The sequence below is a fragment of the Streptomyces sp. PsTaAH-137 genome (assembly GCF_003259365.1).
Classification (GTDB): Bacteria; Actinomycetota; Actinomycetes; order Streptomycetales; family Streptomycetaceae; genus Streptomyces.
Window position 1 is genome coordinate 135761 of the sequence record NZ_QLLY01000011.1, and the last position, 22576, is coordinate 158336.

The window sequence follows — 22576 nt, forward strand, 5'->3', positions numbered from 1 at the left end:
TTGAGGCTGCGCTCCGCGCGCCTCCCGTTGGGAGAGACGGTGGCGCGTCTCTCTTGAAAAGACGGCGGTGGGGCGCCCTCCTGATGAGGCAGCCGTGGCGCGTCCTCCTGATGAGATGCCGCACGAAGTGCGCATCTCAGGGGCGCGGGGAACTGCGCGACCAGCCACGACGGTGGCGCGCGTGAAAGACAACCCAGGGGCGCGGGGAACGGCGCGACCAGCCACGACGAGTGGCGCGCGTGGAGGAGTGCCCAGGGGCGCGGGGAACTGCGCGAGAAGCGGTCACCGGGCCGCGCCCGGGGAACTGGGCGGCACCCCGGGAACGGCGGCGGGTCAGGCGGGGCCGGGCTCGCCGCGCAGGCGTTCTCGGACCCGCTCGACCACGTCGGCATAGCGCGCCTCGGCCCCGTAGCGCGTCGGCTCGTAGTAGCGGCGCCCCGCGATGGCGTCCGGCGCGTACTGCTGGGCCGCGATGCCCCCGGGGACATCGTGGGGATAGACGTACCCCTGGGCGTGCCCCAGCTTGGCGGCGCCCTTGTAGTGGCCGTCCCGGAGGTGGGCCGGGACCGGCCCGGCGAGGCCCTTGCGGACGTCCTCCATGGCGGCGCCGATCGCGGTCGTCGCCGCGTTCGACTTGGGGGCCAGCGCGAGCGCGATCGTCGCGTGGCTCAACGTCAGCGCGGCCTCCGGGAACCCGATCATGGCAACGGCCTGCGCGGCGGCGACCGCGGTGGGCAGGGCCGTCGGATCGGCGAGCCCGATGTCCTCGCTGGCGGAGATCATCAGCCGCCGGGCGATGAAGCGGGGGTCCTCACCGGCCTCGATCATGCGGGCCAGATAGTGCAGCGCGGCGTCCACGTCGGAGCCGCGGATGGACTTGATGAGGGCGCTGGCGACGTCGTAGTGCTGGTCGCCGTCACGGTCGTACTTCACGGCCGCGCGATTGACGGTCTCCTCGACGCTTTCGAGGCTGATGGCGTCCTCGCTCTTGGCGAGGGCGGCCCCGGCGGCGGCCTCCAGCGCGGTGAGCGCCCGCCGGGCGTCCCCGCCCGCGACGCGCAGCAGGTGCTCCTCGGCGTCCTCGGCGAGGGTCACGGCCCCGCCGAGCCCCCGCTCGTCGGTGAGCGCCCGCGCGAGCAGCCCGCGCAGGTCGTCGTCGGTCAGCGGCTCCAGGGTGAGGAGCAGGGAGCGGGAGAGCAGCGGCGAGATGATAGAGAAGTACGGGTTCTCCGTGGTCGCCGCGATCAGCGTCACCCAGCGGTTCTCCACCGCGGGCAGCAGCGAGTCCTGCTGGGCCTTGCTGAAGCGGTGGATCTCGTCGAGGAAGAGGACGGTCTCCTTGCCGTGTCCGCCCATCGCCCGCCGGGCGCCCTCGATGACGGCCCGGACCTCCTTGACGCCCGCGGTGATCGCGGACAGCTCCACGAACCGCTTGTTCGTCGCCTTGGAGACGACGTACGCGAGCGTCGTCTTGCCGATGCCAGGCGGCCCCCACAGGATCACCGACGACGCGCCCGCCGGCCCGCCGCCGCCCTCGCCGACCAGGCGGCGCAGCGGCGAGCCCGGCTTGAGCAGATGCTGCTGCCCGACGACTTCGTCGAGGGTGCGCGGGCGCATCCGGACGGCCAGGGGGCTCGCGGAGGGGTCCTTCTCCTGGCGTTCTTCGGCTGCGGCGGTGAAGAGGTCGGGTTCCACGGACAAAACCCTAAGTCACCGCACTGACAACCCCGCCGGGAGGCGTCAGGCCCAGAGCTTTTCGCCCCAGCGCGTGAAGATCAGGACGGCGATGATCCCGATGTGCACGACGGGCAGCGCCCAGGTGAAGTCCTCGAAGAACGTCTTCAGCCAGCGCGGGGCCGGCAGCAGGTCGTTGCGGACGTTGGACGACGTGACGTACCAGAACATGAGGATCGTGGCGACCCAGGCCAGGCAGCACCACAGGCACAGCGCGTTGATCCGGTACAGGGACTGGAACTGCAGCCAGGTGACGAAGCCGACGCCGAACAGGCAGCCGACGTTGAACGTCAGCCAGTACCAGCGCGGGAAGCTCGCCCGCGCGAGCAGGCTCATGCCGACGCAGATCACGACGGCGTAGGCGGCGAGGCCCAGCATCGGGTTCGGGAAGCCGAAGACCGACGCCTGGTCGCTCTTCATGATGCTGCCGCAGGAGATGACCGGGTTGATGGAGCAGCCCGGGATGAAGCTCGGGTCCTCCAGCAGCTTGAACTTGTCCAGCGTGATGACCCAGGCGGCGAGCAGCCCGGCCGCTCCCGTGATCACCAGGAGCAGTCCGAACCCGCGACTGCCGCCGACCGTGCGTGGGGCGCCCGCGGTGTCGATGTCGCGGGAGACGCTGTCGCTGTCGCTTGCTGTGGTCGTCTTGCTCATCACGCCGATCCGTATGTGAGAGGTGAGGCCTGCGGGCACGCTCATTCTGCCGTACGGGCGCGGGTGTCCACCGTTCGATGGACATAAGGATGTCCTCCCGTAGGGCCCGGAACGTGCGGTTCGGCGGGACGCTCGTCGGCATGACCCCACAGACAGCGGAACTCGCGGTGGACGTACGGCGGCTGCGCAAGCAGTACGGCGACGTGACCGCCGTCGACGGCATCGACCTGACGATCCGGACCGGCGAGGTCTTCGGCCTGCTCGGGCCGAACGGCGCGGGCAAGTCGACGACGGTGGAGATCCTCCAGGGCAACCGGGCCCGGGACGGCGGAGAAGTGACCGTGCTCGGCGCGGACCCGGGCAGCGCGGGCCGCGCCTGGCGGTCCCGGGTCGGCATCGTCTGGCAGGACGAGTCGGCGCCCGCGGAGCTGACGGTGCGCGAGACCGTACGGCATTTCGCGCACTACTACCCGAGACCGCGCGACCCGGACCGGGTCATCGAGATGGTGGGCCTGGAGAAGAAGGCGAACGCCCGGATCAAGGCGCTCTCGGGCGGGCAGCGGCGCCGCCTCGACGTGGCGCTCGGCGTGATCGGCGATCCGGAGCTGCTGCTCCTGGACGAGCCGACGACCGGGTTCGACCCGGCGGCCCGGCGTCAGTTCTGGGAGCTGATCCGGATGCTCGCCGCCGAGGGCACCACGATCCTGCTGACCACCCACTACCTCCAGGAGGCCGAGGCGCTCGCGCAGCGGCTCGCGGTGATCGCGTCCGGCCGGGTCGTCGCGGAGGGCGCCCCCGCCGAGCTGCGCGACCGCTACGGCAGCCGCGCCACCGTGGAGTGGACCGAGCCCGACGGCACTGCGCGCAGCGAGCGCACGGACACCCCCACCCGCACGGTCGCCGAGCTCACGCGGCGCTTCGACGGCGAGATCCCCGGCCTGCGGGTCGGCCGCCCGACGCTGGAGGACGTGTACCTCCGCCTCACCGGACAGGAACAGGAGACGACCCGATGAAGACGCACGCGAACGCGGCCACGACCGCGGCCACGCCGGCCGGGACCGGCACGACGGACATCGAACGCCTGCCCGGCGCCTGGGAGTTGGGCCTGCGGCGCGGCGCACTGGAACTCAAGCAGTTCTTCCGGCTGCGCGAGCAGGTGGTGTTCACCTTCGCCTTCCCGGTCGTCTTCCTGTTCCTGTTCGCGTCGATCTTCAGCGACGACGTGCGGGGCGCGGGCGTCACCGCCTCGCAGCTGTACGTCCCCGCGATGATGGCGGCGGGCATCATGTCGACGAGTTTCCAGTCGCTCGGCATCTCCGTCGCCATCGAGCGCGACGAGAAGGTGCTGCGCCGGCTGCGCGGTACGCCGATGCCACCGGCCGCGTACTTTCTGGGAAAGGTCTGGCTGGTGCTCGTCACGGGCCTGCTGGAGACGGCGGTCCTGCTGGCCGTCGGCACGGCGTTCTACGACGTCTCGCTGCCGACGAGTCCGGGCAAGTGGCTGACGTTCGGCTGGCTGTTCCTGCTGGGCATCACGGCGTGCGCGCTGCTCGGCATCGCGATCGGTTCCGTACCGAAGTCGGGCCGGAGCGCGACCTCCGTCGTCGTTCTGCCGTTCCTGGTCCTGCAGTTCATCTCCGGGGTCTACATCTCCATCGACACGATTCCGGACTGGATGCTGAACATCGGGGCGGTGTTCCCGCTGAAGTGGCTGTGCCAGGGGCTGCGCGGGGTGTTCCTGCCGGACTCGGCGCACGTCCTGGAGCAGGCGGGCAGCTGGGAGTTCGGGAAGGCGGCTCTGGTGCTCGGGGCCTGGTGCGTCGGAGGATTGCTGCTGTGTCTGCTGACTTTCCGCTGGAAGAACCGTCGCGCCGGGTGAGCGCCCTCACCGATCCGCGGGGCGAGCATGCCTGGGACCGCACCTTCCGGCTCTGGGACGGCTACTTCGCGGTCGTGTGGCTGGCCACGCTGGTGTTCGTGCTGGGCACGGCCCAGCCGGCGTGGCCGGTCCGGCTGGCCGCGGGCGGTCTGCTGGTCCTGCTCGTCCCCTGGTACGTGGGTTTCGGGCGGCCCGTACTGTTGACCGAAGGGGTGAACGAGGGACGGGCGGTGACGTACATCGCGGGGGCGGTCGCCGTGTATCTGATGCCGGGGGTGCTGGTCGGCGAGACCCGGCTGATGGCGTTCGCGCTCGTCCCCCAGTGCTTCATGGCGCTGCGCTACCGCAGGGCGATGATCGCGGTCACCGTCGTCAATCTCGCGCCGGTGGTGGGCTGGGCGCTGCTGTGGGACATCAGTGGCCAGGACGTCTTCTTCAACTCGGTGTTCGCCGTGGTGACGCTCGTCTTCTCGACGGCCTTCGGCAGCTGGACGATCCGGATCATGGAGCAGAGCCAGGAGCGGGCCGACCTGATCGCCGAACTGGACGCGAGCCGCGAGGAGATCGCCCGGCTCTCCGCCGACCGCGGGGCCCTGGCCGAGCGCGAGCGGATGTCCCGGGAGATCCACGACACCCTCGCGCAGGGCTTCACCAGCGTCCTGATGCTCGTCCAGGCCGTCGAGACCGAGCTGGCGACGGACGTCCCGCAGGCCCGCCGCCATCTGCGGCTGATGGCGGACACGGCGCGGCAGAACCTCGCGGAGGCGCGGGCCCTCGTGGCGGGCGGCGCCCCGGCCGACCTGAATGGCGCCTCCCTGCCCGACGCGCTGCACCGGCTGGCGGCCCGGCACGGCGCGAACGTCCAAATCAGCGGCACCGCCCGGCCGCTGGCGCCCGGCCTGGAGGTGGTGGTGCTGCGCGGCTGCCAGGAAGCCCTGTCCAACGTACGCAAACACGCGGCGCCCGACACCGCCGTACAGGTCCGGCTCGCCTACACCGGGGCGGACCTGACCCTGGTCGTACGGGACACGGGCCCCGGTTTCGCGCCGGACGCGCCCGGCGACGGCTTCGGCCTGCGCGGGCTGCGGGCGCGCGCCGCCGAGGTGGGCGGCACCGCCGTCGTCGACAGCGCGCCCGGCGCGGGCACCACCGTCACCGTCCGGCTTCCGGTACCCGAGAGGACCCTTCCGTGATCCGCATCCTGCTCGCCGACGACCATCCCGTGGTGCGCGAGGGCCTGCGCGCCATGCTCGACGCCGAGCCGGACCTCACCGTCGTCGCCGAGGCGTCGAACGGGCCGCGGGCGGAGGCCCTCGCGGCCGAACTCGCCCCGGACATCGTCCTGATGGATCTGCGGATGCCCGGCGGCGACGGTGTCGAGTCGATCGTCCGGATGACGGCGGCCGGGCTGCCGTGCCGCACGATCGTCCTGACGACGTACGAGACGGACCGGGACATCCTGCGGGCCGTGGAGGCGGGGGCCGCCGGGTATCTGCTCAAGGACATGGCCCGCGCCGAGCTGGCGGGCGCGGTACGCGCTGCCGCGCGGGGCGAGACCGTGCTGGCCCCCTCGGTCGCGGCGCGGCTCGTGGACCAGTTGCGGACGAATCCTGAGCGTCCTCGGCTGTCGGAGCGGGAGACGGCGGTGCTGCGGCTGGTCTCCGACGGGTGTACGAACGCCGAGATCGGGCGGCGGCTTCATGTAGCCGAATCGACGGTGAAGACGCATCTGCTGCGGGCGTTCGGCAAGTTGGGGGTGGACGACCGAACGGCGGCCGTCACCAGCGCCATGCGCCACGGGTTGCTGGAGTAGGCATCAGGCGCGTCTGCGGGCCGGTGGGGCTTCGCGCGGGGAACTGCGCGAGAAGCCCCACCGGCCCGCAGACGAAGATCAGCCGAGCTTGGCGCGGAGCACCTCGACGATCTCGTCCACCGCGACAGCGGACTGCTCGCCGGACTCCATGTCCTTGAGCTGAACGACACCCTCGGCGAGATCCCGCTCACCCGCGACGAGAGTGAACCGCGCACCGCTGCGGTTGGCGTTCTTCATGGCGCCCTTGAGCCCCTTGCCGCCGAACGAGAAGTCCGCCGAGATCCCGGCCTTGCGCAGCTCGGTCACCTTGGCGAACAGCACGCGCCGCGCCTCGTCGCCGAGCGGGACGGCGAACACACTGGTCGTGGAGGGGAGCCGCAGCTCCACGCCCTCGGCCTCCAAAGCCAGGACCGTGCGGTCCACGCCCAGCGCCCAGCCGACGGACGGCAGCGACGGGCCGCCGATCATCTCGGAGAGACCGTCGTAGCGGCCGCCGCCGCCCACCGCGGACTGCGAGCCGAGCCCGTCGTGGACGAACTCGAAGGTCGTACGGGTGTAGTAGTCGAGCCCGCGCACCAGCTTCTCGTCGTCCTCGAAGGCGACGCCCTCGGCGGTCAGCAGCTCGCGCACCTGCTCGTGGTACGCCTTGCACGCGTCGCACAGGTAGTCGCGCAGCGAGGGCGCGCCGACCAGCTGCTTCTGGACGTCGGCCCGCTTGTCGTCGAGGACGCGCAGCGGGTTGATCTCCGCGCGGCGCAGCGTCTCCTCGTCGAGGTCGAGACCGCGCAGGAACGTCTGGAGGGCCTCCCGGTACACCGGACGGCACTCCTTGTCGCCCAGCGAGTTCAGCAGGATCCGGAAGTCGCGCAGACCCAGCGAGCGGTACGCCTGGTCGGCCAGGATGATCAGCTCGGCGTCGAGGGCCGGGTCCTCGGCGCCGATCGCCTCGGCGCCCACCTGGGAGAAGTGCCGGTAGCGTCCCTTCTGGGGGCGCTCGTAGCGGTAGTACGAGCCCGAGTACCAGAGCTTGACGGGGAGGTTGCCCGCCTTGTGGAGGTTGGCCTCGAGGGCGGCGCGCAGGACGGAGGCCGTGCCCTCGGGGCGCAGGGCGAGCCTGTCGCCGCCCTTGGTCTCGAAGGCGTACATCTCCTTGGTCACGATGTCGGTGGACTCGCCGACACCGCGCGCGAACAGCTCGACGTTCTCGAAGCCGGGCGTCTCGACGTAGCCGTAGCCGGAGTTGCGCAGCGGCGCGGAGATCGCCTCACGCACCGCCAGGTACGTCGCCGAGACCGGCGGGAGCAGGTCGTACGTGCCCTTGGGGGCCTGGAAGGTACTCACAGGAAGTCTTCGTCACATTCCTCGTCGGGGAGCCTCGGTGGAGGGTCCCTGGCCGGCGGCCACCTGCCGCAGATACGGGTTGGTGGCGCGCTCCTGGCCGATGGTCGTCTGGGAGCCGTGTCCGGAGAGCACCACGGTCGAGTCGTCGAGCGGCAGGCACACGCGGGCCAGCGATTCGAGCATGTCGTCCATGGAGCCACCGGGAAGGTCGGTGCGTCCGATGGAGCCGGCGAAGAGCAGATCACCGGAGAAGAAGACGGACGGGACGTCCGCCGTCTCCGGCATCCGGAAGGTCACCGACCCCTTGGTATGGCCGGGGGCGTGCGCGACGCCGAAGTCGAGGCCGGCGAGCTCCAGCCGGGCGCCGTCGGAGAGCGTCCGCACGTCGTCGGGCTCCCCCACCGTGAGCTCGCCCATGAGCGGCATGCCGATGGTGCGGCCGATGCCCTTCTCCGGGTCGCTCATCATGTAGCGGTCCTCGGGGTGGATCCAGGCCGGGACGTCGTGCGCCCCGCACACCGGGACGACCGAGGCGACATGGTCGATGTGCCCGTGCGTGAGGATGACGGCGACCGGCTTGAGCCGGTGCTTCCTGAGCGCTTCCTCGACTCCCTCGGCGGCCTGGTGGCCCGGGTCGATGATCACGCACTCCTCACCCGCGGCGGGGGCAACCAGGTAACAGTTGGTGCCCCAGGCCCCGGCGGGGAACCCGGCAATCAGCACGATCGTCCTTCATGTGTCGTCGGAAGTGCCGTCGGAATGCGGCGATGCGGCAGATCAGAGCCTACCGGCGCTGCCGATTCCACAGCGAACCCATATACGGTACGGGGCACAATCAAGAGCCCGGTCATGGTCATACACACGTACGAGGAGAAGATCCGGTGGTCAGCAAGGATCAGCGGCAGCGTCAGCTCGCCCGGGAGAAGTTCCTGCGCCAGCAGCAGCGGCGCGAGTCCGCGCGACGCAAGGCGCGCACCCGCAACACCGTGATCGCCTCCGTGCTCGCGGTGGCCGTCCTGGGCACCGGTGGCGCGTACGCCGCCGGGGCCTTCAGCGGTGACAGCAAGAAGGACACCGCGGGCTCCGAGGCGAGCCCCAGCCCGAGCGCCTCCTCCACGGAGAAGCCCGAGCCGAAGATGGCCATCGACAAGAAGGCCACGTACACGATGGCGATGAGGACGAGCCAGGGCGACATCAGCATCGCCATGGACGCGGCCAAGACGCCGCACACCGTCAACTCGTTCAAGCACCTCGCCGACAAGAAGTTCTTCGACAACACGAAGTGCCACCGGCTCACCACGTCCGGTATCTACGTGTTGCAGTGCGGCGACCCGGAGGGCACCGGCGCGGGCGGCCCCGGGTACACGATCCCGGACGAGAACCTGGACGGGCTGGGCAAGGCGGGCAAGGACAGCACCGTCACCTACCCCGCGGGCACGGTCGCGATGGCGAACACGGGCCAGGCGCACACCGGCGGAAGCCAGTTCTTCCTCGTCTACAAGGACAGCAAGCTGCCGCCGTCGTACACCCCGTTCGGCAAGATCGACGCGGCCGGCCTCAAGGCCGTGCAGGCCGTCGCGAAGGGCGGTGTGGCCGCCGGTGGTCAGAGCGAGACCGATGGTGCACCGAAGAAGACCGTCAAGGTCAAGACTGTGACAGTGGAGAAGGGCTGACCTGTCCGCTGCCAAATTTCGGTCGCGCGGGATGCGGACAGCATCCCCGCCGGTCGCCTATGTTGGCCGTGACGAAACTGTGGACGATGCCCGGGGGCTCAGAGCCTCCCGCAGGCATCATGTGGAGGAGGCGCTGTGAGCAGCGACCCGTGGGGCCGCGTCGACGAGACGGGGACCGTGTACGTGCGTTCGGCCGACGGCACTGAGCGTGAGGTCGGTTCCTGGCAGGCCGGTTCTCCCGACGAGGCCCTTGCCTACTTCAAGCGCAAGTACGACGGTCTGGTCGTCGAGATCGGGCTCCTCGAGCGCCGGGTGCAGACGACGGACCTGTCCGCCAAGGACGCCATGACGGCGATCGAGCACCTCCGGGACCAGGTCACCGACGCGCACGCGATCGGTGACCTGGACGCGCTCGGCAAGCGGCTCGACAAGCTCGTCGAGTCCGTGGAGTCGCGCCGCGAGGAGCGCAAGGCGCAGAAGGCCAAGCAGTCCGACGAGGCGCGGCACTCCAAGGAGGCGCTGGTCGTCGAGGCGGAGGAGCTGGCCCAGTCCGAGCAGTGGCGGGCGGCCGGGGAGCGGCTGCGCGCGCTGGTGGACACCTGGAAGGGTCTGCCGCGTCTCGATCGCAAATCGGACGACGAGTTGTGGCACCGCTTCTCGCACGCCCGCTCGGCGTTCTCCAAGCGCCGCAAGGCCCACTTCGCTTCGCTGGACGCGCAGCGCGAGGAGGCCCGCAAGGCGAAGGAGAAGCTGGTCGCCGAGGCGGAGGCGCTGTCGAACTCGCAGGACTGGGGCGCCACCGCGGCCCGGTACCGCGAGCTGATGACGGACTGGAAGGCCGCGGGGCGCGCGCAGCGCGAGCACGAGGACGACCTGTGGAACCGCTTCCGCGGCGCCCAGGACGTGTTCTTCGCGGCCCGCAGCTCGGTCTTCGCCGAGCGGGACGCCGAGCAGGGCGAGAACCTCAAGCTCAAGGAGGAGCTGGCCGCAGAGGCCGAGAAGCTGCTCCCGATCGAGGACCTGAAGGCGGCCCGTGCCGCGTTCCGCTCGATCAATGAGCGCTGGGAGGCCATCGGCCATGTTCCGCGCGACGCCCGGCCGAAGGTCGAGGGCCGGATGCACGCCGTGGAGCGCGCCCTCCAGGAGTCGGAGGAGGCCGAGTGGCGTCGTACGAACCCGGAGGCGCGGGCGCGTGCCGCGGGGCTGACGGGGCAGCTTCAGGCCGCCGTCGACAAGCTCCGGGGCCAGATCGAGCAGGCCCGCACCCAGGGCAACAACGCCAAGGCCGACAAGCTCCAGAAGGAGCTCGACGGGCGTCAGGCGCTGCTGGACTCGGCGCTGAAGGGTCTCCAGGAGTTCGGCGGCTGACGCTCCGCTGACAGCAGGTTGTAGAGCGGCCCCGGGCTACGGCCCGGGGCCGTTTCTTGTCCAGCGCCCCGCCTTGGGCAATCTGCCGCCAAGGGCGGCAGGGTGGGCAAGGCGGCCCCGGCGCGGGGCGAGCGCCTCAGGGGCGGCCAGTGCAGCGCCGTTCGCGGGTGCAGCCCCGGTGGGGCTTCTCGCGCAGTTCCCCGCGCCCCCTACGGGCGCCGGGCCGAGGTCACCCGGTAGACGTCGTAGACGCCCTCCACGCCCCGGACCGCCTTGAGCACATGCCCCAGGTGCTTCGGATCGCCCATCTCGAACGTGAAGCGCGACGTGGCCACCCGGTCGCGGGACGTCTGGACGGCCGCGGACAGGATGTTCACGTGCTGGTCGGAGAGGACCCGGGTCACGTCCGACAGCAGCCGGGACCGGTCCAGCGCCTCGACCTGGATGGCGACCAGGAAGACCGAGGACTGGGTCGGCGCCCACTCGACCTCGAGGATGCGCTCGGGCTCCCGGGACAGCGAGTCCACGTTCACGCAGTCACTGCGGTGAACCGATACGCCGCTGCCACGCGTCACGAACCCGATGATCGGGTCACCGGGGACCGGCGTACAGCAACGGGCCAGCTTGACCCAGACGTCGTCGACGCCCTTGACCACCACACCCGGATCGGCGTTGGACCGGCGCTTGGAGCGGCCGCGCGACGGCGGTGCGCTCTCGGCGATGTCCTCGTTGGCGGCCTCCTCGCCGCCGAGCGCCTGGACGAGCTTCTGCACGACGGACTGCGCCGTGACATGGCCTTCGCCGATGGCCGCGTAGAGCGACGAGATGTCGGGGTAGCGCATCTCGTGCGCGAGCGTCACGAGCGAGTCTCCGGTCAGGATCCGCTGGATCGGCAGGTTCTGCTTGCGCATGGCCCGCGCGATGGCGTCCTTGCCCTGCTCGATGGCCTCGTCGCGGCGCTCCTTGGAGAACCAGCCACGGATCTTGTTGCGGGCCCGCGGCGACTTGACGAAGCCGAGCCAGTCGCGGGAGGGACCGGCGCCGGAGGCCTTGGAGGTGAAGACCTCCACCAGGTCGCCGTTGTCCAGCGTGGACTCCAGGGGCACGAGGCGTCCGTTGACGCGTGCTCCTATGGTCCGGTGGCCGACCTCCGTGTGGACCGCGTACGCGAAGTCCACCGGGGTGGCCCCGGCCGGCAGCGCTATGACGTCGCCCTTCGGCGTGAACACGAAGACCTCGTTGCGCGACAGGTCGAAGCGCAGGGACTCCAGGAACTCGCCCGGGTCCTCGGTCTCCTTCTGCCAGTCGAGCAGCTGGCGCAGCCACGCCATGTCGTTGAGGTGGTCGTCCTTGCCGGTCGACTTGGGCGCGTCGGAGCGCACCTTGGAGGCGCCTGCGACGGCCTCCTGCTTGTACTTCCAGTGCGCGGCGATGCCGTACTCGGCGCGGCGGTGCATGTCGAACGTACGGATCTGGAGCTCGACGGGCTTGCCGTTCGGGCCGATCACCGTCGTGTGCAGCGACTGGTACATGTTGAACTTGGGCATCGCGATGTAGTCCTTGAACCGCCCCGGAACCGGGTTCCAGCGGGCGTGGACGGTGCCCAGTGCCGCGTAGCAGTCGCGGACCGTGTCAACGAGGACGCGGATGCCCACCAGGTCGTAGATCTCCGCGAAGTCCCGGCCGCGGACGATCATCTTCTGGTAGACGCTGTAGTAGTGCTTCGGGCGGCCGGTGACGGTCGCCTTGATGCGGGCCGCGCGCAGGTCGGACTGCACCTCGTCGGTCACTATGGCCAGGTACTCGTCGCGCTTGGGGGCGCGCTCGGCCACGAGCCGCACGATCTCGTCGTACATCTTGGGGTAGAGGATCGCGAAGGCGAGGTCCTCCAGTTCCCACTTGATGGTGTTCATGCCCAGGCGGTGGGCGAGCGGCGCGTAGATCTCCAGGGTCTCGCGCGCCTTCTTCTCCTGCTTCTCGCGCTTGAGGTACCGCATGGTGCGCATGTTGTGCAGGCGGTCGGCGAGCTTGATGACCAGGACCCGGGGGTCCTTGGCCATCGCCACGACCATCTTGCGGACCGTCTCGGCCTGCGCGGCCTCGCCGAACTTGACCTTGTCCAGCTTGGTGACGCCGTCGACGAGCAGGGCAACCTGGTCGCCGAAGTCGCGCTTGAGGGTGTCCAGGCCGTACTCGGTGTCCTCGACGGTGTCGTGGAGGAGCCCGGCCATCAGCGTCGCCGGGTCCATGCCCAGCTCGGCGAGGATCGTCGTCACGGCGAGCGGATGGGTGATGTACGGGTCGCCGCTCTTGCGCTTCTGCCCGCGGTGCCAGCGCTCGGCGACCTGGTAGGCGCGCTCGATCTGGCGCAGCGTCGAGGTCTCGATCTTGGGATCGTTGCTGCGCACGATCCGCAGCAGCGGCTCCAGGACCGGGTTGTACGGGTTGGAGCGCTGGACGCCGAGGCGGGCCAAACGGGCCCGGACGCGGTTGGAGGACCCCGAGCGGGACGCCGGCTGGTTCGCGGCGGCGCGGATGACGGGCGCCGGTGTGGCGCGCGACGGCTCGGCGGCGGGCTTGGGGCGTGGCGACTCGGCCGCCTTGGTGCCGGGCGGCGGAGCGGGCTTCGCGCCGTTCACGGACGGGGTGCCGTTCGCGGACGTGCCGGATTCAGCCGCGCCCTGGGCAGCCTGCTGGTCGGGCGTGGCGGCGGTGAGTGGCTTGGCCTCGTCTGGCAACGGCGCTCCTCGTGCGCGACGGGTCCCCCGTTCAGGTCCCGGAGAGCCCATGGTATCGATCCGGCGCCCACCGAACGTATTCGGCCGGTGGTACGGCCTTGTACTGGAGAAACAACAGGGGCGGGCGCCGGATTCCTCCGGGCCCGCCCCGACGGCTGTGAGCCGGGTTTTCAGACCACCAGCAGGGCGTCGAGCGGGGCGCCCTGGAGCGCGGGCTCCAGGCGTGCGCGGCCGGGCAGGAAGCCCAGCTCCATGAGGACCGCGACGCCCGCGACCTCGGCGCCGGCCCGGCGGATGAGGTGCAGGGCGGCCTCGGCGGTGCCACCGGTGGCGAGCACGTCGTCGATGACCATGATCCGGTCGTCGGCGCTGAGGTCCTCTGCGTGCACCTCGATCTCGGCGGTCCCGTACTCCAGCGCGTAGGACTGCGAGAGCGTCGCTCCGGGCAGCTTGCCCGCCTTGCGTACGGGGATGAAGCCGAGCCCGGCGCGGATGGCGACCGGGGCGCCGAGGATGAAGCCGCGCGCCTCGAGGCCGACGACCTTGGTGGCGCCGTGCCGGACGCAGAGCTCGGCGAGGGCGTCGGTGAGGGCCGTGAACGCCGACGGGTCCGCGAGGAGCGGAGTGATGTCCTTGAAGAGGACACCGGGCTCCGGGTAGTCCTGCACATCGCGGATGCGGCTGAGGAGCAGCTCCTTGATGTCGGTCATGTCTGCACCTCAGCGAGTCTGTGATGGAGTTGGCCGCGGCCCTTTTCGGCAGGTCCGCGCGGTCGTCAACCCTAGCAGTCGTCCCTGTCCGGAAAGGCACGGGCGCCAGGAGCGTCGCAGCTCCTGGCGCCCGTGCGCGTACGTGACCGAGGGGTCAGCGGCGCTTGCCCGAGGGGCGGCCGCGGCCGCGGTTGCGGGCCGGCTGGTTGCGCGGACCCGCACCGGCCGGGGCGGCGTCCTCCGGCTCCTGCGGCAGCGGGCTCTCGGCCTGGGCGACGACGGAGCCGGCCGGCTCCGTGTCCGCCTTGGCCGCGGCGGCGGCCCGCTTGGCGAGCACCCGCTTCTTGAGGGCCTTCATCTTCGGGTCGCGCTCCTTGAGGTCGGCGACCAGCGGAGTGGCGATGAAGATCGACGAGTACGCACCGGCGGCGAGACCGACGAAGAGCGACAGCGAGATGTCGTTCAGCATGCCGGCGCCGAGGAAGCCGCCGCCGATGAACAGCAGGCCCGCCACCGGCAGGAGCGCCACGACCGTGGTGTTGATCGAGCGGACCAGGGTGGAGTTGATCGAGCGGTTCGCGATGTCGCTGTAGGTCCAGCGGGTCTGCTTCTCGATGCCCTTCGTCTGCTCCTTGAGGGAGTCGAAGACGACGACCGTGTCGTAGAGCGAGTAACCGAGGATCGTGAGCAGACCGATCACCGTGCCGGGTGTGACCTCGAAGCCCACCAGAGCGTAGATCCCGACGGTGATGGTGATGTCGTGGATCAGCGCGACGAGCGCCGCGATGGCCATCCGCCATTCGAAGGCGATCGCCAGGTAGATCACGACGAGGACCATGAAGATGGCCAGGCCCTGCCAGGCCTTGTTGGCGATCGTCTCACCCCAGCTGGGGCCCACCAGATCGGCGTTGATCTTGTCGGAGGGGATGCCCAGGTCCTTGGACAGCTCCTCCTTGATCTGGTCCGACTTGTCGGTGTCGATGCCCGCGATCTGGATGCGCAGACCGCCGGTGCCGAGCTTCTGCACGACCGCGTCGTGACCGCCGGCGGCCGCCTCCGCGTCCTTCTCCGCCTGCGAGGCGGAGACGGAGGTCTTGGGCGTCGTGAAGACGGCGCCGCCCTCGAACTCGATGCCCATGTTGAGCCCGCGCACCGTCAGGCCGAGGATGGCCGTGATGGTGATCAGGATCGAGACGCCGTACCAGATCTTGCGCTTGCCGATGAAGTCGTAGCCGACCTCACCGCGATACAGCCTGGCGCCGAGATTGCCGAGCTTCGACATCTCACGCCTCCTTCGGGTCGACGGGACCGGCGGAACGACGGGTGCGGCGCAGCGGCGGCTGGACCCCGAGGCGCTTCGGGTCGAGGCCGGACCACTTGTGGCCGGTGAAGAACTTCCCGCGGGCCAGGATCGTCATCAGCGGCTTCGTGAAGAGGAAGACCACGACGACGTCGAGCAGGGTGGTCAGGCCGAGCGTGAACGCGAAGCCCTGCACCTTGCCGACGGTCACGATGTAGAGCACCGCGGCGGCGAGGAACGACACGAAGTCGGAGACCAGGATGGTGCGCCGGGCGCGCGGCCAGGCGCGCTCGACGGCGGGCCGCACGGAGCGGCCCTCCCTGATCTCGTCCCGGATCCGCTCGAAGAACACGATGAACGAGTCCGCGGTGATACCGATGGCCACGATCGCACCGCACACCGCGGGCAGGTTCAGCGCGAAGCCGATGGCCGGGCCGAGGAGCGTCATCAGCGTGTACGTGAGGATGCCGGAGACCAGCAGCGAGGCCAGGGCGACGAGCGACAGGCCGCGGTAGTAGACCACCAGGTAGATGACGACCAGGAGGAGGCCGATGGCGCCCGCGATCAGACCGGCGTGCAGCTGCTCACCGCCGAGCGCGGCGGTCACCGAGGTGACGCTCTGCTCGTGGAAGGTGAGCGGCAGGGCGCCGTAGGACAGCACGTTGGCCAGGTCCTGGGCGGACTGCTGGTTGAAGCTGCCGGAGATCTCGGCGTTGGAGCTCAGCACGGAGCTGACGCTGGGGGCGGAGACCACGTCGCCGTCGAGGACGATGGCGAACTGGTTCATCGGCTGCTGCTGGTCCTTCAACTTCGCGGTGGTCGCCGCGAACTTCTTCGACCCGGAGCCCGTGAACTCCATGTTGACGACCCACTGGCCGCTCTGCTGGTTGATGCCGGCCGAGGCCTTCTTGACGTCCTTGCCGTTCACCTCGGACGGGCCGAGGACGTACTTGGCCCACTGGCCGCCCGAGTCCTTGCCGCAGGCGACGACGGTGTCGGTGGGCTTGGCGCCCTCGTTGACCTTCGTGCGGGCCGAGGAGTCGGTGCAGTCCAGCTCGGTGAACTTCTTCTGCAGCGCGGTCGTGGCCGGGTCCGCGGAGGCACTGGCGGACGCGGACGGCGAGCCGGAGGCCTTGGCCTCGTCGCTCGCGGAGGAGCTGGGCGTCGCGTCGGCCTTGAGGGCGTCGGTGACGGCGCGGCCCTGCGAGGTGGCCGAGGCGGACGGCGTCGCGGAGGACGACGAGTCGGTCGCCTTGTCGCCGGAGCCCGCGCTCGCCTTGTCCGTGGGCTTGCCGCTGGAGGAGGCGCTCGGGGACGGGCTCGTCGAGGAGTCGCCCGTCGGGGAGCCGGCGGCCATCGTCAGGACCGGACGGAAGTAGAGCTGAGCGGTCGTGCCGACCTGCTCGCGCGCCTGCTTCTCGTTCGTACCCCGGGGGATGTTGACGATGATGTTGTCGTTGCCCTGCGTCTGGACCTCGGCCTCGGAGACACCCAAGCCGTTGACACGGCGGTTGATGATGTCCGCCGCCGTGTTCATGTTGGTCTTGTTGATCGCGTTCTTGGGCTGGCCCGGCTCGGTCTTGGCCTGCAGGGTGATGCTGGTGCCGCCCGCGAGGTCGATGCCGAGGCGGGGGGTGAACGTGCCGGAGATGAACATCCCGCCGACGAGCGCGACCATGACGATCACGATCAGGCTCAGAGCACGGCCCGGCTTGCTCTGGGCACCTGCCCCTCGGCTCTTTTTAGGTGTGGCCACCTTCTCGTACTCCCTCTCCATCCGTCCGGCATCGGGGATGCGTGCCAGGACGGCCATGAAATGGTCGAGAATCCGCGCGCGTCACGCACGAACCAGGACCCCGGGGGACGCAAGCGGTACGTCCCCCCGGCTCCGGTCGTGACTACTTCGCGTCGGACTCGCCGTCGGTCTTCTTCGCCTCGGCAGCGGCCTCGGGGGCGGCGTCGGCCTTGGGGGCCTCGGCGCTCTCGTCGGCCGCGTCGGTCACCTCGGTCTCGTCCTTCTTGCCGAGGTCGATGCGCGAGTCGTCGGCGGCGGTCTCGTCGGTCTCGGTGAGGGACGACGCGTCGTCCGGCACGACGGCGCCGTCGGTCAGCTCGTCGGCGTCGGCGTCGGGGCCGTGGACGATGCGGTTGTACTCGTCGTCGGAGAGCACGGCGCCGATCGCGTTCTTCGCGAACATGAGGTGGACGCCGGGGCCCGCGTCGAGGAGGACCGTGTCCTCGTTGACCTCCTTGACCGTGGCATACATGCCGCCGATCGTGCGGACGCCGGAACCGGGCTGCATTTCATTGCGCATACTCGCGGCCTGCTGCTGCTTCTTCTTGGCAGACCGGGTCATCAGGAACATGGCCCCGATGAGCACGATGAACGGGAGGAGGGTCACGAGACTCACGGGTGGGACTTCCTTCATACGACCGCATCAGATGCGCGGCCTTGTCGGGGGTGTGGTGTCGGCCGTCGCGCCTTGAATCACAAGGACGACGTCGGCGGAGTCTAAGCGAGTCCGCCATCCGGGAACAACGCTCAGCGTGGCACCGGGGTTCCAGCTCCGGCGATGACGCGCGCTGTCACGCCCCGAACAGGTCCGCTTGTCCGCTTGCACCGGGTTTTCCCTGGGGCGCGGTGAGGCCGAGGTGGGCCCAGGCCGCGGGAGTGGCCACCCGGCCGCGCGGGGTGCGCGCGAGCAGGCCCTCCCGGACGAGGAAGGGCTCCGCGACCTCCTCCACGGTCTCGCGCTCCTCCCCCACCGCCACCGCGAGGGTCGACAGGCCCACGGGCCCGCCGCCGAACAGCTTGAGCAGGGCCTCCAGGACGGCGCGGTCGAGCCGGTCGAGGCCGCGGCCGTCCACCTCGTAGACCCCGAGGGCGGCGGCGGCGATGTCCCGGGTGATGTGGCCGTCGGCCTTGACCTGGGCGTAGTCGCGGACGCGGCGCAGCAGGCGGTTGGCGATGCGCGGGGTGCCGCGGGAGCGGCCGGAGATCTCGGCCGCTCCGGCCGGGTCGATCTCCACGTCGAGGAGTCCGGCGGAGCGGTGGATCACCCGCTCCAGCTCGGCCGGCTCGTAGAACTCCATGTGCGCGGTGAACCCGAAGCGGTCGCGCAGCGGCGGGGGTAGCAGGCCCGCGCGCGTGGTGGCGCCGACCAGCGTGAACGGCGGCAGTTCGAGCGGGATGGCGGTGGCTCCGGGGCCCTTGCCGACGATGACGTCGACGCGGAAGTCCTCCATCGCCATGTAGAGCATCTCCTCGGCGGGCCGGGACATCCGGTGGATCTCGTCGAGGAAGAGGACCTCGCCCTCCTGGAGGGAGGAGAGGATCGCGGCCAGGTCGCCGGCGTGCTGGATGGCGGGGCCCGAGGTGATCCGGATCGGGGCCGCCATCTCCGCCGCGATGATCATGGAGAGGGTGGTCTTGCCGAGGCCGGGGGCGCCGGAGAGCAGGACGTGGTCGGCGGTGGCGCCGCGCGCGCGGGCGGCCCGCAGCACCAGGTCGAGCTGTTCCCTGACCTTCTCCTGGCCGATGAACTCGTCCAGGTCCTTGGGGCGCAGGGCCGCCTCGACGGCCTGGTCCTCGCCGTCGGCGGACGCACCGACGAGCCGGTCGGCGGCCTGTGGGGCGGCTTCGTCGGTCGTCTCGTCCCAGTTCATGTGGTGTGCCTCGCGTTACGGGTGGTCTACGGGGATCAGCGGGTGCGGTTGAGGGTCTGGAGGGCGGCCTTCAGGAGCTGGCCGACCTGCGGGGTGCCCTCGGCGGCCTCGGCCTGCGGGGTGACGGCGGCGACGGCCTCGTCGGCCTCGCGGGTCGCGTAGCCGAGGCCGATCAGGGCGGCGTGCAGCTGGTCGCGCCAGCCGCTGGTCACGGGGGCGCCGATCGCCGGGCCGCCGGTGCCCAGCGGCTCGCCGAGACGGTCCTTGTACTCCAGGAGGAGCTTCTGGGCGCCCTTCTTGCCGATGCCGGGGACGGCGGTGAGGGCCTTCTCGTCACCGGTGGCGACGGCGCGGCGCAGGGCGTCGGGGCTGTGCACGGCGAGCATGGCCTGGGCCAGGCGCGGGCCGACACCGCTCGCGGTCTGGAGCAGTTCGAAGGTCTGCTTCTCGTCGTCGTCCGCGAAGCCGTACAGGGTCAGCGAGTCCTCGCGTACGACGAGCGAGGTGGCGAGCTTGGCCTGCTGGCCGATCCGGAGCGTCGACAGCGTGTTCGGCGTGCACTGGAGGGCCATGCCGATGCCTCCGACCTCCACGACCGCGGCGTCGGGGGCGAGTGCGGCGACGGGGCCGCTGACGAAGGCGATCATGCGGTACGGCCTTTCGATGCGTGCAGCGCTACGGCTTGCTGGAGTCGGTTCTGCGCGGGGGCGCGCCAGATGTGGCAGATGGCGAGGGCCAGGGCGTCGGCGGCGTCGGCCGGCTTGGGCGGCGCGTCGAGGCGAAGGAGCCGGGTCACCATGGCGCCCACCTGTGCCTTGTCGGCGCGGCCGCTGCCGGTGACGGCGGCCTTGACCTCGCTGGGCGTGTGCAGGACGACCGGGATGCCGCGGCGCGCCGCGCACAGCATGGCGACGGCGCTGGCCTGGGCGGTGCCCATCACCGTACGGACGTTGTGCTGGCTGAACACCCGCTCCACGGCGAGGACTTCGGGCTCGTGCTCGTCGAGCCACTGCTCGATGCCCTGCTCGATGCCGACGAGGCGGTGGCCCAGATCGGCGTCCGGCGGGGTGCGCACCACGCCGACGCCGCGCATGGTCAGGGGCCGGCCCGCGACCCCCTCGACCACGCCGACACCGCACCGGGTCAGCCCCGGGTCCACGCCCAGTACGCGCACGCCTTGCCCCCACTTCGATCGCCTGTTCCCGCAGGCTATCGGGTGCCACCGACAAAGCGGCGGGCCGACGGGGTGTGTCCCCGCCGGCCCGCCGCTGATGTCACGTCAGGCGTCGACCTTCTCCATGACCTCGTCGGAGACGTCGAAGTTGGCGAAGACGTTCTGCACGTCGTCGCTGTCCTCCAGCGCGTCGATCAGCTTGAAGATCTTGCGCGCGCCGTCCTCGTCCAGCTCGACCTGCATGGTCGGGACGAAGTTGGCGTCGGCCGAGTCGTAGTCGATGCCGGCGTCCACGAGCGCGGTGCGGACGGCGACCAGGTCGGTGGCCTCGGAGAGCACCTCGAAGGACTCGCCCAGGTCGTTGACCTCTTCAGCACCCGCGTCGAGCACGGCGCCCAGGACGTCGTCCTCGGTCAGCTCGCCCTTGGGGACGACCACGACGCCCTTGCGGTTGAACAGGTAGGACACCGAGCCCGGGTCCGCCATGTTGCCGCCGTTGCGGGTCATGGCGACGCGCACGTCGGACGCGGCGCGGTTGCGGTTGTCGGTGAGGCACTCGATGAGCACCGCGACACCGTTCGGACCGTAGCCCTCGTACATGATCGTCTCGTAGTCGGCGCCGCCGGCCTCGAGGCCGCCGCCGCGCTTGACCGCGGAGTCGATGTTCTTGTTCGGGACCGACTGCTTCTTCGCCTTCTGGATGGCGTCGTACAGCGTCGGGTTGCCCTCGATGTCCGTGCCGCCCATGCGCGCCGCGACTTCGATGTTCTTGATCAGCTTCGCGAAGAGCTTGCCGCGCTTGGCGTCGATCACGGCCTTCTTGTGCTTCGTCGTAGCCCATTTAGAGTGGCCGGACATCTGCCTGTCTCCTTCGCGTAACCAACCTCATGAACGAACTCCCCGGGCAGCAGCGCGGGGGGACCCCGCAGATCCTACAAGGATCCGGCCGCGGCCTTCTCACGGACCATGTCCACGAACAGGGCGTGGAGCCGGTGGTCGCCCGTCAGCTCCGGGTGGAAGGACGTCGCGAGGGCGCTGCCCTGGCGCACGGCGACGATGTGACCGTCGTGCTCGGCGAGCACCTCGACCGAGGCGCCCACGGACTCGACCCACGGGGCGCGGATGAAGACGCCCTCGACCGGATCGCCCGCGACGCCGCGGACGTCGACCGCCGCCTCGAAGGACTCGTTCTGCCGTCCGAAGGCGTTGCGGCGCACGATCATGTCGATGCCGCCGACGGTCTCCTGGCCCGAGCGCGGGTCGAGGATCTTGTCGGCGAGCATGATCAGGCCCGCGCAGGTGCCGTAGACGGGCATTCCTTCGCGCACACGCGCGCGGAGCGGCTCCATCAGGCCGAAGAGGTGGGCCAGCTTGGAGATGGTGGTGGACTCGCCGCCGGGGATCACCAGGCCGTCGACCTCGGCGAGCTCCTCGGGGCGCCGCACCTCCCTGGCCACGGCGTCGGCCGTGGCCAGGGCGATGAGGTGTTCCCGTACGTCTCCCTGGAGCGCGAGGACGCCGACGACGGGCGTGCCGTCGTTGCCGGGAGCGGTCATCACCAGCCCCGGTTCGCGTAGCGCTCGGCCTCGGGGAGGGTGTCGCAGTTGATGCCGACCATGGCCTCGCCCAGGTTGCGGGAGGCGTCCGCGACGATCTTCGGGTCGTCGAAGAAGGTGGTGGCCTTCACGATGGCGGCGGCGCGCTTGGCGGGGTCGCCCGACTTGAAGATGCCGGAGCCGACGAACACGCCCTCGGCACCGAGCTGGCGCATGAGCGCGGCGTCGGCCGGGGTGGCGACGCCACCGGCGGAGAAGAGGACCACCGGCAGCTTGCCCAGCTCGGCGACCTCCTTGACCAGCTCGTAGGGGGCGCGCAGGTCCTTGGCGGCGGCGTACAGCTCGTTGTTGTCGAAGCCGCGCAGGCGGGCGATCTCGTTCTTGATCTGGCGCAGGTGGCGGACAGCCTCGACGACGTTGCCGGTGCCGGCCTCGCCCTTGGAGCGGATCATGGCGGCGCCCTCGGCGATGCGGCGCAGGGCCTCGCCGAGGTTGGTGGCGCCGCAGACGAACGGGGTCGTGAAGGCGAACTTGTCGCTGTGGTTGACCTCGTCGGCCGGGGTGAGGACCTCGGACTCGTCGATGTAGTCCACGCCGAGCGACTGGAGGACCTGGGCCTCGACGAAGTGGCCGATGCGGGACTTGGCCATGACCGGGATCGAGACGGCCTCGATGATGCCCTCGATCATGTCCGGGTCGGACATCCGGGCCACGCCGCCGTCCTTGCGGATGTCGGCCGGGACCCGCTCCAGGGCCATGACGGCGACGGCGCCCGCGTCCTCGGCGATCTTCGCCTGCTCGGGGGTGACGACGTCCATGATCACGCCGCCCTTGAGCTGTTCGGCCATGCCGCGCTTGACGCGGGCGGTGCCGGTGGCGTTGGACTCGTGGGACTGGGTGCTGACGGACACGGGTGACCTCACTCGGTGAACTCTGTGAAGAGGGCTTGTTACAGCACCGAGGAAACCCC

At 70.5% G+C, this 22576-nt stretch carries 21 protein-coding genes; 6 read left to right on the top strand and 15 right to left on the bottom strand.

The features are described from left to right. Window positions 1-333 precede the first annotated feature (333 nt). Window positions 334-1695, bottom strand: a complete 1362-nt coding sequence (locus K377_RS24570) for a replication-associated recombination protein A (RefSeq protein ID WP_111665669.1) — start codon at window positions 1693-1695, stop codon at window positions 334-336. Between the two features lie 45 nt (window positions 1696-1740). Next, entirely contained in the window at window positions 1741-2388 is a 648-nt protein-coding gene (locus K377_RS24575; protein WP_111665670.1) for a vitamin K epoxide reductase family protein, read from the bottom strand. Window positions 2389-2528: 140 nt separating this feature from the next. On the opposite strand from K377_RS24575, the gene K377_RS24580 reads away from it, so the two are divergent. Genes K377_RS24580 through K377_RS24595 form a run of 4 tightly spaced genes read left to right on the top strand, consistent with a single transcriptional unit; the run spans window position 2529 to window position 6080 of the window. Next, window positions 2529-3401 (top strand): ABC transporter ATP-binding protein, encoded by an 873-nt coding sequence (locus tag K377_RS24580; RefSeq protein ID WP_111665824.1) that lies wholly within the window; start codon window positions 2529-2531, stop codon window positions 3399-3401. Continuing rightward, window positions 3398-4267 carry an ABC transporter permease gene (locus K377_RS24585; protein ID WP_111665671.1) on the top strand — a complete coding sequence of 290 codons (870 nt, stop codon included), beginning with the start codon at window positions 3398-3400 and terminating at the stop codon, window positions 4265-4267. The genes K377_RS24580 and K377_RS24585 overlap by 4 nt, the downstream gene beginning before the upstream one ends. Further along, the gene (locus K377_RS24590; protein ID WP_202454786.1) at window positions 4243-5460 is read left to right on the top strand and encodes a sensor histidine kinase; all 1218 of its coding nucleotides are present in this window, start codon (window positions 4243-4245) and stop codon (window positions 5458-5460) included. The genes K377_RS24585 and K377_RS24590 overlap by 25 nt, the downstream gene beginning before the upstream one ends. After that, window positions 5457-6080, top strand: coding sequence for a response regulator transcription factor (locus K377_RS24595; protein WP_111665673.1), 624 nt, complete (start codon window positions 5457-5459; stop codon window positions 6078-6080). Before K377_RS24590 ends, K377_RS24595 begins: the two co-directional genes overlap by 4 nt. A 78-nt stretch (window positions 6081-6158) precedes the next feature. On the opposite strand, the gene hisS is transcribed toward K377_RS24595, so the two are convergent. Together hisS and K377_RS24605 are read right to left on the bottom strand one after the other, a co-directional pair. Next, on the bottom strand, window positions 6159-7421 hold the full coding sequence (gene hisS, locus K377_RS24600) for a histidine--tRNA ligase (protein WP_111665674.1): 1263 nt from the start codon (window positions 7419-7421) through the stop codon (window positions 6159-6161). 12 nt (window positions 7422-7433) lie between these two features. Then, window positions 7434-8144 (bottom strand): MBL fold metallo-hydrolase, encoded by a 711-nt coding sequence (locus K377_RS24605; protein WP_111665675.1) that lies wholly within the window; start codon window positions 8142-8144, stop codon window positions 7434-7436. A 158-nt stretch (window positions 8145-8302) separates the two neighbouring features. Between K377_RS24605 and K377_RS24610 the strand changes: the two genes are divergently transcribed. Further along, a complete protein-coding gene (locus tag K377_RS24610; protein ID WP_111665676.1) occupies window positions 8303-9094 on the top strand; it encodes a peptidylprolyl isomerase in 792 nt (263 codons plus the stop codon). 135 nt (window positions 9095-9229) lie between these two features. After that, window positions 9230-10462, top strand: coding sequence for a DUF349 domain-containing protein (locus K377_RS24615; RefSeq protein WP_111665677.1), 1233 nt, complete (start codon window positions 9230-9232; stop codon window positions 10460-10462). 209 nt (window positions 10463-10671) lie between these two features. Here the strand turns inward: K377_RS24615 and K377_RS24620 are convergent, their stop codons facing one another. The 11 genes from K377_RS24620 to pdxS form a co-directional block, all read right to left on the bottom strand. After that, window positions 10672-13200, bottom strand: a complete 2529-nt coding sequence (locus tag K377_RS24620) for a bifunctional (p)ppGpp synthetase/guanosine-3',5'-bis(diphosphate) 3'-pyrophosphohydrolase (protein ID WP_111665678.1) — start codon at window positions 13198-13200, stop codon at window positions 10672-10674. A 170-nt stretch (window positions 13201-13370) separates the two neighbouring features. Then, window positions 13371-13910, bottom strand: coding sequence for an adenine phosphoribosyltransferase (locus K377_RS24625; RefSeq protein ID WP_111665679.1), 540 nt, complete (start codon window positions 13908-13910; stop codon window positions 13371-13373). A 154-nt stretch (window positions 13911-14064) separates the two neighbouring features. Next, window positions 14065-15192, bottom strand: coding sequence for a protein translocase subunit SecF (gene secF / locus K377_RS24630; protein ID WP_111665680.1), 1128 nt, complete (start codon window positions 15190-15192; stop codon window positions 14065-14067). A 1-nt stretch (window position 15193) separates the two neighbouring features. Continuing rightward, entirely contained in the window at window positions 15194-16966 is a 1773-nt protein-coding gene (gene secD, locus K377_RS24635) for a protein translocase subunit SecD (protein ID WP_111665825.1), read from the bottom strand. A gap of 142 nt (window positions 16967-17108) precedes the next feature. Continuing rightward, on the bottom strand, window positions 17109-17621 hold the full coding sequence (gene yajC, locus K377_RS24640; protein ID WP_111665681.1) for a preprotein translocase subunit YajC: 513 nt from the start codon (window positions 17619-17621) through the stop codon (window positions 17109-17111). Between the two features lie 175 nt (window positions 17622-17796). Continuing rightward, window positions 17797-18876 (bottom strand): Holliday junction branch migration DNA helicase RuvB, encoded by a 1080-nt coding sequence (gene ruvB, locus K377_RS24645; protein WP_111665682.1) that lies wholly within the window; start codon window positions 18874-18876, stop codon window positions 17797-17799. A gap of 35 nt (window positions 18877-18911) precedes the next feature. After that, window positions 18912-19523 (bottom strand): Holliday junction branch migration protein RuvA, encoded by a 612-nt coding sequence (gene ruvA, locus K377_RS24650; RefSeq protein WP_111665683.1) that lies wholly within the window; start codon window positions 19521-19523, stop codon window positions 18912-18914. Continuing rightward, window positions 19520-20050, bottom strand: a complete 531-nt coding sequence (ruvC, locus tag K377_RS24655) for a crossover junction endodeoxyribonuclease RuvC (RefSeq protein WP_111665684.1) — start codon at window positions 20048-20050, stop codon at window positions 19520-19522. Before ruvC ends, ruvA begins: the two co-directional genes overlap by 4 nt. A 105-nt stretch (window positions 20051-20155) precedes the next feature. Continuing rightward, window positions 20156-20908, bottom strand: coding sequence for a YebC/PmpR family DNA-binding transcriptional regulator (locus K377_RS24660; protein WP_111665685.1), 753 nt, complete (start codon window positions 20906-20908; stop codon window positions 20156-20158). A 74-nt stretch (window positions 20909-20982) separates the two neighbouring features. After that, window positions 20983-21606, bottom strand: a complete 624-nt coding sequence (gene pdxT / locus K377_RS24665) for a pyridoxal 5'-phosphate synthase glutaminase subunit PdxT (protein WP_111665686.1) — start codon at window positions 21604-21606, stop codon at window positions 20983-20985. Then, window positions 21606-22454, bottom strand: coding sequence for a pyridoxal 5'-phosphate synthase lyase subunit PdxS (gene pdxS, locus K377_RS24670; RefSeq protein ID WP_237551419.1), 849 nt, complete (start codon window positions 22452-22454; stop codon window positions 21606-21608). The genes pdxT and pdxS overlap by 1 nt, the downstream gene beginning before the upstream one ends. Between the last annotated feature and the right edge of the window lie 122 nt (window positions 22455-22576).